The 16,807-nt window shown below is 58.8% G+C and carries 12 protein-coding genes; 2 read left to right on the forward strand and 10 right to left on the reverse strand.

The window, feature by feature from the left end; translation table 11 throughout:
- Positions 1–305 precede the first annotated feature (305 nt).
- The 3 genes from codA to codB are packed head-to-tail and all read right to left on the reverse strand — an operon-like array spanning position 306 to position 4,047.
- The gene (gene codA / locus PGH32_RS22535) at positions 306–1,544 is read right to left on the reverse strand and encodes a cytosine deaminase (protein ID WP_337895220.1); all 1,239 of its coding nucleotides are present in this window, start codon (positions 1,542–1,544) and stop codon (positions 306–308) included.
- Positions 1,541–2,776, reverse strand: coding sequence for a PucR family transcriptional regulator (locus tag PGH32_RS22540; RefSeq protein ID WP_337895221.1), 1,236 nt, complete (start codon positions 2,774–2,776; stop codon positions 1,541–1,543). Before PGH32_RS22540 ends, codA begins: the two co-directional genes overlap by 4 nt.
- A 2-nt stretch (positions 2,777–2,778) precedes the next feature.
- Positions 2,779–4,047 (reverse strand): cytosine permease, encoded by a 1,269-nt coding sequence (gene codB, locus PGH32_RS22545; protein WP_337895223.1) that lies wholly within the window; start codon positions 4,045–4,047, stop codon positions 2,779–2,781.
- Positions 4,048–4,380: 333 nt separating this feature from the next.
- On the opposite strand from codB, the gene PGH32_RS22550 reads away from it, so the two are divergent.
- Both PGH32_RS22550 and PGH32_RS22555 read left to right on the forward strand, forming a co-directional pair.
- On the forward strand, positions 4,381–6,810 hold the full coding sequence (locus PGH32_RS22550; RefSeq protein ID WP_337895224.1) for a membrane-bound PQQ-dependent dehydrogenase, glucose/quinate/shikimate family: 2,430 nt from the start codon (positions 4,381–4,383) through the stop codon (positions 6,808–6,810).
- 552 nt (positions 6,811–7,362) lie between these two features.
- Complete coding sequence (locus PGH32_RS22555; protein WP_337895225.1) at positions 7,363–9,843, forward strand: membrane-bound PQQ-dependent dehydrogenase, glucose/quinate/shikimate family; 2,481 nt, start codon at positions 7,363–7,365, stop codon at positions 9,841–9,843.
- Positions 9,844–9,952: 109 nt separating this feature from the next.
- On the opposite strand, the gene PGH32_RS22560 is transcribed toward PGH32_RS22555, so the two are convergent.
- Genes PGH32_RS22560 through PGH32_RS22590 form a run of 7 tightly spaced genes read right to left on the reverse strand, consistent with a single transcriptional unit; the run spans position 9,953 to position 16,802 of the window.
- On the reverse strand, positions 9,953–11,641 hold the full coding sequence (locus PGH32_RS22560; protein ID WP_337895226.1) for an AMP-binding protein: 1,689 nt from the start codon (positions 11,639–11,641) through the stop codon (positions 9,953–9,955).
- Positions 11,616–12,878: an MSMEG_0569 family flavin-dependent oxidoreductase gene (locus PGH32_RS22565; RefSeq protein WP_337895227.1), complete on the reverse strand. Its 1,263-nt coding sequence runs from the start codon at positions 12,876–12,878 to the stop codon at positions 11,616–11,618. The genes PGH32_RS22560 and PGH32_RS22565 overlap by 26 nt, the downstream gene beginning before the upstream one ends.
- A 17-nt stretch (positions 12,879–12,895) precedes the next feature.
- Complete coding sequence (locus PGH32_RS22570) at positions 12,896–13,186, reverse strand: MSMEG_0570 family nitrogen starvation response protein (RefSeq protein WP_337895228.1); 291 nt, start codon at positions 13,184–13,186, stop codon at positions 12,896–12,898.
- A gap of 12 nt (positions 13,187–13,198) precedes the next feature.
- Positions 13,199–14,161: a sll0787 family AIR synthase-like protein gene (locus tag PGH32_RS22575; RefSeq protein WP_337895229.1), complete on the reverse strand. Its 963-nt coding sequence runs from the start codon at positions 14,159–14,161 to the stop codon at positions 13,199–13,201.
- Positions 14,161–14,721, reverse strand: a complete 561-nt coding sequence (locus PGH32_RS22580) for an MSMEG_0567/Sll0786 family nitrogen starvation N-acetyltransferase (protein ID WP_337895230.1) — start codon at positions 14,719–14,721, stop codon at positions 14,161–14,163. The genes PGH32_RS22575 and PGH32_RS22580 overlap by 1 nt, the downstream gene beginning before the upstream one ends.
- Before the next feature lie 10 nt (positions 14,722–14,731).
- Positions 14,732–15,841 (reverse strand): MSMEG_0568 family radical SAM protein, encoded by a 1,110-nt coding sequence (locus tag PGH32_RS22585; protein ID WP_337895231.1) that lies wholly within the window; start codon positions 15,839–15,841, stop codon positions 14,732–14,734.
- On the reverse strand, positions 15,822–16,802 hold the full coding sequence (locus PGH32_RS22590; protein WP_337895232.1) for a Nit6803 family nitrilase: 981 nt from the start codon (positions 16,800–16,802) through the stop codon (positions 15,822–15,824). Before PGH32_RS22590 ends, PGH32_RS22585 begins: the two co-directional genes overlap by 20 nt.
- Between the last annotated feature and the right edge of the window lie 5 nt (positions 16,803–16,807).

The raw sequence follows: 16,807 nt of genomic DNA on the forward strand, positions 1-16,807 counted from the left end.
TGGTTAGTCGCCTCTTATTGATACAAAAAGAGTCACAATGAGGACAAAATAGATCGAAAGAGACAATTGAGACAATGAAAGGAGATGTAAAATGAGACGCAAGTCGAACTTTTATTTCATAAACGCTTGAAAATGAATCATTCAATCTGAACGAGCGTATTAATATCGCTATATGAACATTAACTTATGTCAGGCGACCGTTTTCTTTATGGAAATGACACAAAAAGACTCATTTATGCATATTTAGCGTTGACGGCAGCAGTGTCTTTCGCCCGGCAGCTTACTCGCCGGGCGAACTTATCGCATCACTCCGGATAGCTAATCCGTTCCGGCTGGCGCTGCATAATGATTTTACCGTGCCGAACCGAGGTCAGCACCCGGGCCTGGCGGCACAGCGCATCGTAGTCATTTTCGGCATCCAGGATCAGCAGGTTCGCCGGGCGCCCCACGGCGATGCCGTAGTTATCCCCCAGGCACATCGCCCGCGCGCTGTTATCGGTAATCAGGTCGAGGCAGCGCTGCAAATCGTCGTATCCCATCATGTGGCAGATATGCAGGCCGGCATCAAGAATACGCATGATGTTGCCGTTACCGAGCGGATACCACGGGTCCTGGATGGAATCCTGCGCAAAGCAGACGTTGATCCCGGCCCGGTCCAGCTCCGCCACCCGCGTCACCCCACGGCGTTTCGGCCAGGTGTCGAAGCGGCCCTGTAAATGAATGCTCTCCGTTGGGCAGGAGATAAAGTTAATCCCCGACGCCTTGAGCAGCCGAAACAGCTTGGAACAGTACGCGTTATCGTAGGATCCCATGGCGCAGGTATGGCTGGCCGTCACCTTCGCGCCCATCCCCCTGACCCGGGCCTCTTCCGCCAGCACTTCAAGGAAGCGCGACTGCGGATCGTCGATTTCATCGCAGTGCACGTCGACCAGGCGGTCGTGGCGCTGGGCCAGGTCCATCAGGAACCCCAGTGAACTGATGCCCTTCTCGCGGGTGAATTCGTAGTGCGGAATGCCACCCACCACGTCGGCGCCCATCTCAATGGCGCGGGTCATCAGCGCGCGGCCGTCGGGGAAGGATTCAATGCCCTCCTGCGGGAACGCCACGATTTGCAGGTCGATAAGATGCGCGGCCTCTTTTTTCACTGCCAGCATCGCCTCAAGCGCCGTCAGGGAGGGATCGGTGACGTCAATATGCGTGCGAACGTGCTGCACGCCATTATCGCGCAGCATACCGATGGTTTTCAGCGCGCGCTGGCGGGTATCCTCAATCGTGACGGTCTGTTTGCGCTGGCTCCAGCGGGCGATCCCCTCAAACAGCGTGCCGCTGCGGTTCCACTCCGGCTCCCCCGCCGTCAGCGTGGCGTCGAGATGGATATGCGGCTCGACGAACGGCGGGATAACCAGCTTTTGCCGCGCGTCGAGATCGCCTGCCCCGGCCATCTGTGCGGAGGACTGCTCCGTGATGCGGTTAATCACCCCGTCGTGTAATTCAAGGGTATGGAGTGCGTCTTTGTGGCGCAGGCGCGCGTTGATAATGTTCATAGATGTTCCCGTAAATTGTCCTGTGACATACGCCAGATGGTCAAAGCGACCGAGGCGTTGAGATGAAACTGCGGTTGACCGACAGCGTAGCCGGTCAGCTTTTCAATTCGCTGAATGCGCTGATGTAGCGTATTGCGGTGGATGCCGAGCCGCTCGGCGGCCCTGACCACGTTGCCGTTCTCCTGAAGCAGGGTTTCCAGCGTCTCCATCAGCAGCCAGGGACTTTTGCGATCGCGCTCAATCAGGCAGCCGAGGGTGTCATGCATAAAATCGCTCAGCAGCGCAGGATCGCCGATGGCGGAGAGCAGCCGGATAAAGCCCAGCTGCTGGTAGTCGCTGATGCGCTGGGCCGGGCGCAGGTTTTCACTGAGATCCAGCGCCTGGCGTGCCTGCGACAGCGCGCGCTGATAGTCCTGTAACTGCTGCACCTTTGCCGACAGGCCGCACAGCAGCGACAGCCCCTCATTGCCTTCCGCCAGTTCGCGCAGCCACTGCTGCAACCACGTTTTTTGCTGATAAAACGCCCCCTCCTCATCCGGGAGCAGGAAGATAAACATGTTGCCGCGTTCGACCAGCGGAAAGCCGTTGCCCTGCTGATTGAGCTGCTGCTGCAGGCGCTGGCGTAGGGTACGGCGCGCCTGCTGTAGCCAGGCTTCGGCCTGCTCAGGGGGAAACTGGCGAAACAGGTTCTGTATCCCCTCCAGGCGCAGCGCCGCCACCCGAAGCGGGCGGGTAAAATCCAGCCGCTGATGGACTGCCCGCTGCTGGAGCATCTGCAAATCGGGATAATCCCCGGTTAACAACTGCATCAGAATATCGCGCTGCGACTGCAGCGCATTTTCACTGCGCACCAGGGCGGTACCAATCCGTTCGGTCACGATCACCATCTTCAGTAGATAGGGCTGTTCGATCAGCGGAATACCCAGCTCGTCGGCCAGCGCGATAAGGCGCGGCGGGATTGACTGAATATAGGCGTCACCGGTCAGGATCACCATCCCGGCGATCCCGCGCTGTTTACCCTCCCTCAGCAGTTGGATCAGATTGTCCTCATCGCGGGGATGATTGATGCCGGTGATAAACACCAGCTCGCCGCCCATAATCCAGTCGGCGATGTTTTCATTTTCCGCCACGTAGTACCAGCGCACCGCCAGCTGTAACCCCTGCCCGCCCGCACGCAGCCGCAGGGCGGAAAGCCCGTCCAGCGCGAGGATGTCGCTCAGCGTCAGGCTCATGGCTACTGCTCTGCGACCGAATCGGCGGCGGGATGGCGTTTGCCGAGGCGGGTCAGAGCAATGTAGACCAGCGCGGAAACGGTAATGCCCACCAGCGGGGCGATCCACGGTGACAGATAAGCCACCCCCGCCCCCACCGCGTAGGCGCCAAGCCCCGCCCCGTTAAAGCGCGGCAGGCGGGCCGTGTGCAGCAATGGATAGCGGCCGCCGCGATAGAACCAGTAGTCGGCGAGGATAACGCCGCCGATGGGGGGAATGATGCTGCCCAGCAGCACCAGGAACGGGATCAGCATTTCATACATGCCGCCAATGGCCAGCAGAATGCCAACGGCGGCGGAAGCGACGGTCAGGGTGCGGCGGCGCTCGCTGCGCAGCAGATGGCAGGCGGCAGCCGAGACGTTGTAAATCGTCGGCCCTTGAATGGTCAGCAGGTTGAGGCACAGCATCACCACCGCGGCGGCGGACAGCCCCTGCAAAATCAGCACCTCGACGATATCGGCCTGCTGGTAGACGATCGCACACCACGCCCCGGCCACAATCATCAGCCCGTTTCCCAGCAGAAAGCTGCCCATACTGGCGACGATGGCGGTGCGGCTGGAGCGGGCCAGACGCGTCCAGTTTGTTGCCTGGGTTGCCCCGCTGGCGAAGGTGCCGAAGACCATGGTGATGGCCGCCGACCAGGTCATAGTGTCGCTGGCGTCCGGCTTAATTTGGGTCATCGCCTGCCAGCCACCGGCGTGATGGGCCGCAATGTACATAGCAATCACCAGCAGAATAAACATCAGCGGCACCGTCACGCGGGACAGCGCATCCAGCCCCCTGTAGCCCACCAGCGCGGTGACGCAGAACAGGATACCGAAGACGATCATCAGCGGAACGGTCATCGCGTCGGGTATGCCGAGGATCTTGACCAGTGAAATGGCCACGGTCGCCGTCCCCCAGGCGTACCAGCCCAGCTCAGCGAAGCCCAGAATAAAATCAGCCAGCCTGCTGCCTGCTTCACCGAAGCAAAACCGTCCCATCAGCACGGTATTCAGCCCGCTGCGAGCCGCGATCCAGCCGAGCGACGCGGCATAGAGGGCCAGCAGCAGGTTACCGATAACGGCAATCCACAGCAGGTTAACGATGGAAAACGAGACGCCCAGTTTTCCTCCCGCAAACATCGTGCCGGTAAAGAACGTGAAGCTGAACAGGACCATGGAAATCGAAAATAGACCCTTGCGCCCCGAGGCGGGCGCTTCAACGAGCGGAAAATCATTGCTGTTTGACATAGTGAACCCCTGAGTGGCTGTCTGAATGGCTATGCCAGTAACAGCAAGAGTTATGCCAGAAATTGCTGGGCAGAGGCACCACAGGAAAGTGGGCACTCTGCACATAAAAGAGTATGAACGTGCGGGTAATTGTCAGGAAATTGTGCAAGGTGCAGGCTTTCGCACCATGACGGAGCAGCGGTGAGCATATGCACATCTACTCAAAGTTCGTTGGCCTTTATTTTAAAAAAAAACTAACATTGCGCCTCTTTTTTACATGTGATTAACAAACCTTACCCTTTGTAAGGCTTTAGCATTGCCGTTATCGCATGTGTTACACCTAAGGGAACATTTATGTCGGGTCACAAAAACACCAAAGCGGCGGCCGCATGGCTGACGGTTTTGGGTGCCATCATTCTGCTGATGGCCGCTTTCTTCATCTATTTCGGCTGGCAGCTTGTGAGCCTGCACGGTAGCGCCTACTTCCTGATAGCGGGTATCGCGCTATTGGTTTCAGGCATTCAGATTATTCGCCAGCGTGTTAGCGGCGCGGTGCTTTATGGCGCGGTGCTGGTGGGAACGGGCATCTGGGCGCTGTGGGACGTGGGCCTGGATTTCTGGCCGCTGGTTTCACGGCTGCTGACGCTGGCCGGATTTGGCATTCTGGTCGCGCTGTCCCTGCCGCTCCTGCTGAAGCGGTCGGGTAAAAAAACCTGCTGGAAATTCTCCGCATCGCTGGCCGGTGTGCTGGCAATCGCCTTCGCGGCGACCCTGGGCGGGATGTTTGTCCCCCATGCACCCATCAGCGCATCGGGTGAGTCTCTGCCGCTGGTTAAGGTGAAGCCGGGTGAAGAGCAGGTCAACTGGGATAATTATGGCAACACGTCGGGCGGTTCGCGCTTTGTCGCGCTGGACCAGATTACCCGCGACAATGTGAAAAACCTGCAGGTCGCCTGGACCTACCGCACCGGGGATATTCCCGTCAGCCCGAACGGCGGCGGTGCCGAGGATCAGCAGACACCTTTGCAGATCGGTAACCGTATCTTCTTATGTACGCCGCATAACAACGTGATTGCCGTTGATGCCACCACCGGTAAAGAGCTGTGGAAAACGGAAATCAACGCGAAGCAGAAAAAATGGATGCGCTGCCGTGGACTGGCCTACTTCGATGCTCAGGCACCGCTCAAGCAGCCTGATATGCCGGACTCCACACCGGTCGCCAGCGTCTCCGTGCCGGCAGCGGCACAGTGTCAGCGCCGCATTCTGATGAACAGCGTCACGCCGGAGCTGATCGCCCTGGATGCCGATACCGGTGAGTTCTGTCATGACTTTGGTAACAACGGTCGGGTCAGCCTGAGCGACCATATGGGTAAAGGCGGGGACACGGGTGAATACTATCCGACCTCCGCGCCTACGCTGGCGGGCACCACCGTGGTAATCGGTGGCCGCGTGGCGGATAACGTGGCCACCGACATGCCCGGTGGCGTCATTCGTGGGTTTGATGTGATCACCGGCCAGCTGCGCTGGGCGTTTGACCCGGGTAATCCTGACCAGAAACAGGCACCGGAAGATAATAAGACCTATACGCGCTCCACGCCGAACGTGTGGGCGCCGATGTCTTACGACAGTCATTCGAACACCGTGTATATGCCAACCGGCAGCGCGGCGGTGGATTTATGGGGCGTCAAACATAACGATCTGGATCGTAAATTTGGTGCGTCGATGGTTGCCGTTGATGCCAGCACCGGTCGGGTGAAATGGGTGTATCAGACCGTTCACAACGATCTGTGGGACTTCGATGTTCCGATGCAGCCGTCCTTCTCTGATTTCCCGGGTGCGGACGGTAAAAAAACGCCGGCGCTGATTTTCGGCACCAAGTCAGGCCAGCTGTTTGTCCTGGATCGCGCCACCGGCAAGCCGCTGACCAAAGTGGAAGAACGCCCGGTGACCCAGGGGCAGATCCCGAATGAAAACTACTCGCCGACGCAGCCCTTCTCCGTGGGCATGCCGACCATTGGCGCGGATGTGCTGAAAGAGTCGGATATGTGGGGCGCAACGCCGTTCGATCAGCTGCTGTGCCGCATTCAGTTTAAATCCAAACGCTACAACGGACTGTTCACCCCGCCGGGAACCGATCCTTCACTGAATCTGCCCGGCTCGTTAGGCGGCATGAACTGGGGCGGCCTGTCGACCGATCCGGTTAATCAGTTACTCTTTATCAATGATATGCGCGTGGGTCTGGAAGTGCAGCTGATCCCGGCTTCGCCAGAGATTCAGGGCATGAAGAACGACGGCAACGAAGCGGCGGCCATCAGCCGTCCTCTGCCGCTGTCTGGCACACCGTATGCGATCAATGCGAAAGTGCGCTTTATGTCGCCGCTGGAAATCCCCTGCCAGAAGCCACCGTTCGGCACGCTGACCGCCGTTGACCTGAAAACGCAGAAAATTGCCTGGCAGGTACCGGTTGGCACCGTCCAGGACACCGGACCGTTCGGAGTGAAAATTGGCCTGCCGATGCCAATTGGTATGCCGACCATTGGCGGTACCCTCGCCACGCAGGGCGGTCTGGTGTTTATCGCCTCGACGCAGGATTACTATCTGCGCGCTTTCGATACCTCAACGGGCAAAGAAGAGTGGAAAGCCCGCCTGCCGGTTGGCAGCCAGGGCACGCCAATCAGCTACAAATCGCCGGTAGACGGTCAGCAGTATCTGCTCATCTCCGCAGGCGGCGCGCGTAATTCGCCGGATCGCGGTGATTACGTGATTGCGTATAAACTGCCATGATTTAACGATCGGATTGTACAACCGGTCTACTGACCCGATTTCAGCCTGCTGCCAAAGGGGCTGAGACAAAACATGAGGAGGGCTAAGCCCTCCTCATCACGTTCGTACCTCATTCAGATACGCGCACCACTCCGGTCACGCACCCTATAGCGATGAATAGCCGGGACTTTCACCAGCACATAATTCAGCACAACGCATAAACATATGCACTATGCCCGTCCCTTTCACAGGCGGAACGCAGGTCAGATTTACGGTTTCGGACAAAGAAATAGCCAAAATAAATTTCATCGCCCGTAATCGAGGAAATTTACAGCCCGAATTAAACTAGTAATTAAAGATCCCATGACCTGTGAAAAAAACGTTCATTATTTCAGTACGGATTTTCGGTGCCTGAATGGTGCCATATAAGTCCATATATTTATCATGGACAATGTATCTCGACCGCTGCAACCCCCTAAAATCCCTATAAAAATCACGGGTTTCGACTCTTGTGCTACCATTGTAAAGGCGTGTAAACGCCCTTCTCGATATTTATTGGCAAAGGAAAACATTTTGAAAATTTCAAAGCGTATACCCAGACTTTCCGTCTGGAATAAGCTTTTCGCTATCGCCCTGCTGTTATTTGGCGCGGGCATGGTTTATGGCGGAGGCTGGTTGGTTGCTGCAGGCGGAACCTGGTATTACCTGTTAGCAGGGATTGGATCGGTTATTTCTGCCGTCCTGATTTTCATGCGCCGATCCAGTGCGGTGTACTGGTTTGCTCTGGTATTTATCGGCACCCTGTTCTGGACTATTTATGAGTCAGGGCTGGACTACTGGGGCTGGGTACCTCGTTTTGACCTGATGCTGATACTGGGGATCGTGTTTGCTTTTCAACTGCCGTCCCTGGCTCCCGGATTTAGCAAAAAACTGTCGCTGACCCTGACGGGGATATTTGCTGTTGGGTTTATCGCGGCGGCGATTATTCCGTTTACTGCCCTGAACGTAACGCCGGCATCCGATGTTCCTCCTGCGGGTAAGGATACCTTCGCGACCGATACCGGCTCCGGTAAGGCATCATCGCCCTCTTCTGGCGACTGGTATACCTATGGTGGTTCGCTCGCCTCACAGCGCTTTGCGGAATCGACCGAAATCACCCCTGGGAATGTAAAAGACCTCAAGCTGGCCTGGCAATTCAGGACCGGAGACCTGCCGAAAACGCGCTGGGGCGCAGAAAATACCCCGATTAAGGTCGGAGATACGCTCTATACCTGTACGCCACACAACCAGGTGTTTGCTCTGGATGCCGCTACCGGTAAAGAAAAGTGGCACTTCGATCCGAAAGTGAGCGATAAGTCTATCCCTTACACTGCGGCGTGCCGCGGACTGACCTGGTACGATGCCACGACCAACAGCCATGTCACCGCTGCGGATAATGCTGTCGCTGCCGTTCCTGCCGTTCCCGCCGGTTCAGGCGGAGATAATGACTGCGACCAGCGCATTATCCTGGGCACGCTCGATGCCCGCATTATCCAGCTGAATGCGAAAACGGGGGAAGTCTGTAAAAGTTTCGGCAACGGCGGCACCGTGAATTTAGCTGAGGACATGGGCGAAATTTACGAAGGCTACGTGGCGATTAACTCCGCACCGGTGGTGATCCGTAACACGCTGGTCGTGGCTCACCAGACTATCGATGGCCAGCGCGCTTTCGGCCCGCCGGGCGTTATCAAAGCCTATGATGTCCTTACCGGGAAGCTGAAATGGGCATGGGATGCTGCCGCGCCGGAAACCAGCACGCCTAAAACGGGTCCCGATGCCTATAAGCGGGGTTCGCCCGACGTCTGGACCTCATTTACCGGTGACGATAAGCTCGGCCTGGTCTATCTTCCTGTCGCCAACTCCTCCGGGGATTACTGGAGCAGCTCCCGTACCGCCGCGGAGAACAAATACGCGGTTTCACTGACCGCAATCAACGTGGAAACCGGTCTTCCGGTGTGGTCGTTCCAGACCGCGCACAAAGACGTCTGGGACTATGACCAGGGTTCACAGCCAACACTGATTGACTACCCGGATAAAAACGGTCAGAAAATACCTGCCATTATTGTCCCCACTAAGCAGGGTGAAATTTATGTACTCGATCGCCGCACGGGTAAATCCCTGTTTGGCGTTGAGGAGCGTCCGGTGCCGGGGGGTGGCGTTGAGCCGAAAGATCGCTCCCCGACGCAGCCGTATTCTCTGTTCCACCATCTGAGCAAGCCGGACCTGACCCCTCAGGATATGTGGGGACTCACGCCGTTCGATCAGATGGTATGCCGTATTCAGTTCCAGAAAGCGGGCTATCAGGGACAGTACACGCCGCCAGAAGCCGATCGTCATACCATTGAGTATCCGGGCTACAACGGGGGTTCAGACTGGGGCAGCGTTTCATTCGATCCCAGCCGCGGTATTATCATCGCCAACTACAATGATATGCCGAACCTGAATATTTTAGTGCCCCGCAAGAAGGCCGATGAGCTTGGCTGGAAACCCCGGGATCAGGTCACGCACAATCCACACGATACCGGCCATGCCGAAGGCGCTGGCGACCCGCAAATCGGCGTACCATATGCGGTGAATGTTAACGCAGGCTGGCGTCTGCCCTTCACCGGTATGCTCTGTAAAGAACCTCCTTACGGCGGTATCCGGGCGATTGACGTGCGCGATGGCCGTACAATTTGGGATCGACCTCTGGGAACGGCCCGCCGCAATGGTCCATTTGGCCTGCCGACTGGTTTACCGATCAATATCGGCACCCCGAATAACGGTGGTTCAGTGGTGACGTCGAGCGGTCTGATCTTTGTGGCTGCGGCGACCGATGATCTAATCCGTGCTATCGACATTACAACGGGTAAAACAGTCTGGAGCACCCCGTTACCGGCGGGAGGACAGGCGAACCCGATGATCTATACCCAGAACGGGCGTGAGTATCTGGTCATCGTTGCCGCCGGGCATCACTTTATGGAAACCCCCGCAGGCGACTATGTTCTTGCCTATGCCTTACCTGAGAAAAAATAACGATACGGCCTGATGATCAAGCGCGCCACGGCGCGCTTTTTTTTTTGCCCTGAACCTGAATTAAATAACCGGAGACCCCGTTCAGCCTGACGTTTTTACGGGCTGAACGTCAGACCGAAAGCCTCCGCCTGACGATTTTCCCTGAAAACGTTTTCGGCAACGATGACCGGAAATGGATCCGGCGCGGCAGCACATGCCGCCCGCATCGCGTCTTCAGCGTTTCGCGGATCTGATGTTTCAATATCTCCTGCTGGTGCGCATCCAGCCCCTCCGTCACCACGTACAGCGCGACCATTTCACCCAGCAGGTGATGCGGCATGCGGGTTGCGACCACTTCCACGATCCCCTCGAGGTCCGTTAGCGCGTTTTCAATTTCGGCCGTGGCCACTCTTTTGCCGCCGACGTTGATCACTTCGTCCATGCGTCCCCGCACCAAAATCCGGCCATCCTGCCGGACAGCACAATCATGGGTCAGGTAATGCCAGCGCCCCGAAATTTTGACCCAGTACTGTCGATCGTGTGCCTCATCGCCGTCCCAGAGTGTCATCATCGCCCCCGGGCCCAGCGTGTCTTTGACCACCAGCAGCCCGGCAACGCCGTCCGCACAGGGCTGGTACGTTCCCGGATGAACAATGCCCACCCGGCGGGTAAAAACGGCGTTCAGCGCCGATCCTTCCCCGGCAAGCAGCGGCCAGCCGGATTCCGTCTGCCAGTAATGATTTTCACATTTCACCGCCAGATGCGTCACTACCCACCGTTCGGTGGCATCATCCAGCGGCTCACCCGCAAGATACAGGGTGCGCAGAGAACCCAGGCCGGCGCGCGGTGCGCCCTGCTGCCGTGCCAGACGGATCGCACCGGCAATGGTCAGCACGCGCGTAATACCCAGTGCCTCAATCATCTGCCACCAGCTCTGGCCGGGGGCGTTTGCCGGGCTGGCCTCGCACATCACCGTGGTTAGACCCGCCAGCAGCGGCGCGTAAACGCCATAGCTGTGCCCGGTTACCCAGCCGACATCCGCCGAGGTAAAGCAGATTTCATCGTCGCCGAGTCTGAACAGATGGTGCAGGCTCGCCAGCAGGGCAACCGCATAGCCCCCGGTATCGCGCACGATGCCTTTCGGCGTGCCGGTAGTGCCGGAGGTAAACAGAATATGGGACGGCTGGCTGGACTCCAGCCACACGCAGGGCGTGAGCTGCCCCTGATGCCGGGCGAGGTGTTCAGCGAACTCAGCCGATGCGGTATCGACAACCCGCATCGTTTCTGACGAGGGCGGAACAGGCGGCAGGATGCCGCGCCCGCGCGGGTCGCCGTGATGCAGCAGCAGCCCGGGCTGGCAGGCCGCGATGCGCTGAGCCAGGGCGTCGCCGGTCATCGCGGAATACACCACAACGTGTACCGCCCCAATACGCGCGCAGGCCAGCATCGCCACCGCGGCCTGCGGCGTCATAGGCTGGGCGATCAATACGCGGTCGCCCGGTTTAATTCCCCAGTGAATCATCAGGCTGCTGAGCGCATTGACCTGCTGCCACAGTTCGCGATAGCTCAGGCGATGCGTCCGGCCCTGATAGTCGCGATGGATAATGGCGCATCGCTCCCCGCGCCGATCCAGATGGCGATCCAGCGCGTTGAAGCACAAATTCGTGGTGCCATCAGCAAACCAGCGGCAGCGCGGCCCCCGTTCCGTTAGCGACACCACCTGCCGGAAAGGGCACTGCCAGTGGATACGCCGCGCTTCCTGCTGCCAGAACGCCAGGCTGAATCCATCCCGATCATTGTGCATCGTTAACATAGTCATTTTCAGCAGGCTCCGCGCACGCAGTGTGATGTGCAATATGTTTCGCCAGCCATTCGGCGTCTTCGCCCACCCCTTCAAAGCGGCCCGATCCCCACGTCCACAGCCACGGCAGACCGAGGAAATACAGCCCGGGGTGCACCGACACGCCGCGGGTATGGCGCGGATAGCCGCTGGCGTTAAAGGCGGGAGCATCAATCCAGCTGAAGTCGGTGTGAAAACCGACGGCCCAGACAATGGCGCTGATAGCGCGCAGATCGAGGGTTTTCTCCCCGAGCTCCGGCTGCCACAGCGGCTGATAACGCGCCTCCGCCGGGGCATCAATCCCCTGTTCTGCGATCCAGACATCAATACTGTCTTTGATTTTCTGAGAGGTGGCGTCCGCGGCGTCAAGATTGTGTTGCAAATCGTTTGCCGTCAGCAGTTGTCCTTCGCGATAGCCGAGCAGGCGTCCGTGTAACTGCATCCCCTGTAAGGCAAATGCGCGCAGGTCGATGTCGCGCCCGCCATCGCGCCCGGTGACGTAATGATTCGTTTTGCGGCGGGCTTCTTCACCCAGCGGATGATTGTCCACCGTTAAACGGTAATGACCCATCATCTCCAGCCACTCAACCACGTCCTTTCCGCGATAGAAGCGTGCCACGCGGGGCGCGCTACCGACGCATAAATGTACGCGGCGCCCGTCAAGATGAAGATCCTCTGCGATCTGCGCACCCGACTGCGCGGAGCCCACCACCAGCACTTCCCCTTCAGGCAACTGCCGTGAGGATTTGTAATCGGCAGAATGCACCTGGACGATGCGATCGGGTAGCTGTGCCGCAATTTCAGGGAAACGCGGGCGATGGTAATTCCCCACCGCCACCACGACCCGATCGGCGAGAAACTCCCCGGCGGAGGTGCGCAGCAGGAAACCCTCACCGCGCTGGGTCACCTGCTCCACCGTCACGCCTTCGCGCAGTGGGGCGTTGAAGCTTAGGGCATAGCGCTCGATGTAGGCCACAATGTCGTCACGCAGCATAAACCCGTTGGGATCGTTGCCGTCATAGGGAAAGCCCGGCAGCTTACACTGCCAGTTAGGGGTCACGAGGCAGAAATTGTCCCAGCGCTGATGACGCCAGGCCCAGGCCAGCTGATGACGTTCCAGTACGATATGACGGATCTGCTTTTGGGTCAGATGCCAGCTCATGGCGAGGCCAGCCTGCCCGCCGCCAATAATGACCACAGGATAATGATTATTCATAAGGTGTCCGCTTGTTGTCAGGCCGTTACAGGCTTAATGGTTTCGACAATGACGACCTGCTCCGGGCTGAACTGCTGCGCCCTGAGCCTGATGGCCGCCGACTGATCCATCGCGCTGGAGCAGAAATAACCGAATTTCGCTTTTACCCGTTCGCTGGCTTCATCCAGCGCGCGGACCGTCGTGGCGATAAACTCATCCAGCCGGTAGGGGTGATTGATCAGCAGGTGTTTCTCAATCGCCGTTGAAGGTGAATAACAGGTTTCTTTGCTGCCGTCCGGCCAGCAAACGACAAAGTGCATTGCAGGCATTGCTCGCTCCTTTTAGTGATGGCTCATGCCGGTTAACGGCAGTTGGTCAAGATCCCAGTAGCAGGCGCGCTGCTGCCCGAGTTGCATCATCAGCTGTCTGTCCGCGGTGAAATTACCGACGCGCGCGCAGGCGATCCCGACGGTGTGAAACTGCTGCTGAACGGCTGAACACCGGTCGGGTTCCACGGCCAGCAGGAAGCCAAAGCTGGGGAAGGCACACAGCCACTGCTCAAGATCCACCTGCTGAGGGATAGGGATATCGGGCAGATTGATTTCAGCCCCGACGCCACCGCTCTCCAGCATCATCACCAGCGTGCCCGCCAGCCCCGCCTGGCTGATATCTTTCGCGGCATGGATTAATCCGTCTGCTGCCAGTTCAGGCAGTAAGGCCAGCGCACGCCGCAGTGCGGCGGGGTCAGCTTCCGTTGCGGCGTCCCAGTTGTGGCCCGGCGGATGCCAGCGCCCCTGCAGATTAATCGCCACCATCAATGCCTGACCGGGCTGCACCAGAAAACTGCTCAGCGGATGGCGGGTTTCGCCCAGTACCGCAACCGCAAGCTGTGGCCGATCGCCGCGCAGATTGGTATGCCCACCAACGATCGGAACCTGATAAGCCCGGGAGGCGGCCGCCATTCCCTGCATGATCCGTTCAGCATGCGGCAGCGAGTCGTCCCACAGAGCATTAACGACCGCCAGCGGTCGCCCGCCCATTGCGGCGATATCGCTCAGGTTCACCATCACGCCACACCAGCCTGCGAACCACGGATCCTCCGCGACAAAACGATTGATAAATCCCTCCATCGCCAGCAGTTTGTACCCCTCGCCGTCGGGGATCAGCGCGCAGTCATCACCGTTTGCGCAGGGGTTAGGCCACGCTTCACGAAGCTGCTGCGCAATAAGCTGAATATCCTGCTTGTGGGCCAGGCCGCTGAACGCCCGCAGACGGGCAATCATCGCGGTCAGTTCGTCAGTCATCACGCCGCTCCTGTCAGGAAGTCTGAGGTCCTCGCAGCGCGTGGCCGCGTCGCGCTGCCGATCACCATCCCGCTGCGGGGATCGTGGCAGGGGGGATAGAAATTGAGATCGGCCTGCATTCGCACATGACGCACGCCATGCAGGTCGATACTGTCCAGCGCGTGCCAGTGCATGCGCCTGAACAGCGGTTCGTTCTGGTGCTGAACCTGCGCATAAAACGCCGTGCAGCCCAGTGCATGAGCGCTGCATACCGCCAGACGGATCAGCGTCGGGCCGAGCTGCCCCTGTCGCCGGTACAGACTGTCCACGGCCAGACGGGAACCGATCCAGATACCCGGCTCCGGTTGATGAATACGCACGGTACCCACCACCTCGTCGTGCCAGCCGCCAACGCTGCCCAGCGCGACCAGCAGGCGGGCGTGCCTGTCGATATCATCGCGATCGTCGCCCTGGAACAGCTGTTGTTCCTGGCAAAAGACGCGCTGGCGCAGGTCATAGGCTTTTTGCCGTTCCCACGGCAGCGTGACCCATTTAATGGTGTATCCCGCGTAATGATTCATCGATACTCCTTCAGGCCATCGCCTGCTCAAAACTGGAGAGTGACGAACAGGCACCGCAGCGGCCGCAGCCGGCTTTGATATCCCGGGAGCGGAGGTTGGCCTGATTCAACATCTGGCCCAGCGGCTGCAGGATTGACGTCATAAAGGCGCTGTCCGGCGCGGCATGATGCTCCAGCGGCGTACCGCTGATCGGCACGAACGGCACCACGAAGGGATAAACGCCCAGCGCAATCAGCTTTTCCGACAGCGCCAAAATGGCCTGCGGCGTATCCCCCAGCCCCGCCAGGATATAGGTACTGACCTGGCCCCGACCGAATACGGCCACCGCATCGGCGAAGGCAATCAGATACTGTTCAACGCTGACCTGCGCTTTCCCCGGCATAATACGTGCCCGCACCTCAGGCGTTACGGCCTCCAGATGCATGCCTAACGCATCAATCCCGGCATCCTTCAGACGCTGAAACCAGCGCGGATCGCCCGGCGGTTCGCACTGCCCCTGTAGCGGTAGATCCACGGCGGCTTTAATCGCTTCGGCGCTTTCCACCAGAATTCGCGCACCCCGGTCACTGCCCGACGGCGTGCCGGTGGTCATCACCATATGTTTAACGCCGTCTAATTCCACCGCCGCTTTGGCCACTTCGGCCAGCTGCTGTGGCGTCTTGCGGGCGATGGTACTGCCTGCCGCCAGAGACTGGCCGATGGCACAAAACTGACAGGCTTTGGCGCGGTTTTCATAACGAATACAGGTCTGCAGCACCGTGGTGGCGAGCACATCGGTGCCGTGCAGGGTCGCTATTTGTGAATAGCGGATCCCCTCCGCCGTCTGCCGCTCATAGAAGCGCGGCTTGCGGGTAACACCGATCTCCCGCACGGGAATGCTCTGGTGGTAAAGGCGGGTGGTGCCCGATTCTTCATGCTTCACCTGCCACGGTGACCGGTGCGCGGAATGGGTGTAGACCGGCACCATCACCGTCACACCGTCAATATTCATCGCCTGGTGATCGGAAGGCCCGGCCCCGCCTTGACGGCTGGCATGCTGCTGCAGCGGATTGATCACCTGTACTCCCTGTGTAAGGAGCTCGGTGATCAGCTGCTGACGATTAAGTGGGGCGTTCTGCATCGCTCGCTCCTTCTGATTCAGCCTCAGGGCTGCGGGGGATAACGTATCGGGCGGGCCTGTCATCCAGCACCAGACTCAGCAATTCCGGGCGGGCATAGTGCCCCACGGAGTCCATCATCCGTTTACGTTTGGTGATCAGCGCCATATCCAGATCGGCCACCAGGATCCCTTCCCCTTCCGTCAGCGGCGGCACCAGATGACGGCCTTCCGGCGAAATAATCGCGGTGTTGCACCCGCCGCGCAGCCCCTTCTGCAGGGCGGGGTCGGATGTTAATTCATTGATTTGCGTTTCCGTCAGCCAGCCGGTGGCGTTGATCACAAAACAGCCGGACTCCAGCGCATGATGACGGATCGTGACATCCATCTGCTCCGCGAAAATCGGCCCCACCAGCGAGCCGGGGAACTGGCTGCAGTGGATCTCCTCGTGCTGCGTCATCAGGCTGTAGCGCGCCAGCGGGTTGTAATGCTCCCAGCAGGCCAGCGCACCCACACGCCCGACGGCGGTATCGACCACTTTTAACCCGGCACCATCGCCCTGTCCCCAGATCATGCGCTCATGATAGGTTGGTGTGATCTTGCGGCGTTTGAGCACCAGCTCCCCGCTGGCATCGAACACCAGCTGCGTGTTGTACAGCGTGCCGCGATCGCGTTCATTGACTCCCAGCACCACCACTATATTGCGGACGCGGGCACGCTCGCCGACGGCATAAGTAATTGGGCCGGGGACCACCACCGCCTGTTCGTAAAGTTTCAGATGTTCAGCACCGGCGGTCATCGCGGGGGTGATAAACGAAAAGTACGGGTAATAGGGAACAAAGGTTTCAGGAAATACGATGATTTCAGCGCCCTGCTCTGCGGCCTTATCGATTGCCTCGAGTACTTTGGCCAGCGTTTTGCTGGCCTCGTAAAGATCGGGAGCAATCTGAGCTGCAGCGGCGCGGACTATGCGAGATCCAGCCATCTTGC

Source organism: Erwinia sp. SLM-02 (assembly GCF_037450285.1).
Classification (GTDB): domain Bacteria; phylum Pseudomonadota; class Gammaproteobacteria; order Enterobacterales; family Enterobacteriaceae; genus Erwinia.

What these genes read in the sequence shown, in the direction of transcription:
- PGH32_RS22565 (WP_337895227.1), bottom strand. Translation starts at nt 12,878, where the DNA reads ATGAATAATCATTATCCTGTGGTCATTATTGGCGGCGGGCAGGCTGGC.
- PGH32_RS22560 (WP_337895226.1), bottom strand. Translation starts at nt 11,641, where the DNA reads ATGACTATGTTAACGATGCACAATGATCGGGATGGATTCAGCCTGGCG.
- PGH32_RS22580 (WP_337895230.1), bottom strand. Translation starts at nt 14,721, where the DNA reads ATGAATCATTACGCGGGATACACCATTAAATGGGTCACGCTGCCGTGG.
- PGH32_RS22550 (WP_337895224.1), top strand. Translation starts at nt 4,381, where the DNA reads ATGTCGGGTCACAAAAACACCAAAGCGGCGGCCGCATGGCTGACGGTT.
- codA (WP_337895220.1), bottom strand. Translation starts at nt 1,544, where the DNA reads ATGAACATTATCAACGCGCGCCTGCGCCACAAAGACGCACTCCATACC.
- PGH32_RS22570 (WP_337895228.1), bottom strand. Translation starts at nt 13,186, where the DNA reads ATGCCTGCAATGCACTTTGTCGTTTGCTGGCCGGACGGCAGCAAAGAA.
- PGH32_RS22590 (WP_337895232.1), bottom strand. Translation starts at nt 16,802, where the DNA reads ATGGCTGGATCTCGCATAGTCCGCGCCGCTGCAGCTCAGATTGCTCCC.
- PGH32_RS22540 (WP_337895221.1), bottom strand. Translation starts at nt 2,776, where the DNA reads ATGAGCCTGACGCTGAGCGACATCCTCGCGCTGGACGGGCTTTCCGCC.
- PGH32_RS22575 (WP_337895229.1), bottom strand. Translation starts at nt 14,161, where the DNA reads ATGACTGACGAACTGACCGCGATGATTGCCCGTCTGCGGGCGTTCAGC.
- PGH32_RS22585 (WP_337895231.1), bottom strand. Translation starts at nt 15,841, where the DNA reads ATGCAGAACGCCCCACTTAATCGTCAGCAGCTGATCACCGAGCTCCTT.
- codB (WP_337895223.1), bottom strand. Translation starts at nt 4,047, where the DNA reads ATGTCAAACAGCAATGATTTTCCGCTCGTTGAAGCGCCCGCCTCGGGG.